General features: G+C 58.6%; 1 pseudogene. It reads left to right on the plus strand.

Going from position 1 to position 244, the window contains the following annotated elements:
* Window positions 1-244: pseudogene (locus ACWGS9_RS36200) on the plus strand (IS110 family transposase); the annotation flags it as partial.

Genomic DNA, 244 nt, shown 5'->3' on the forward strand with positions numbered 1-244 from the left:
TGACCCAGTCGCTGGAGCTCTACGACACCTACCAGGCCAAGATGCTTGACTGCGATCACAAGCTGGAATCCTTGATGACGGCGCTGACTGACAAAGAGGCCAAGCCGGTGGGCAAGCTCTCCAGGCCGCGGGTGAAGACCAAGCAGGTCAATACACCATCGTTCGAGGTGAGGACCGCTCTATACGGCGTGCTTGGCGTCGATCTGACCGAGATCCATGGGTTGGGTCCGTCACTCGCGTTGAA

The sequence above is a fragment of the Mesorhizobium sp. Arg314 genome (assembly GCF_053714275.1).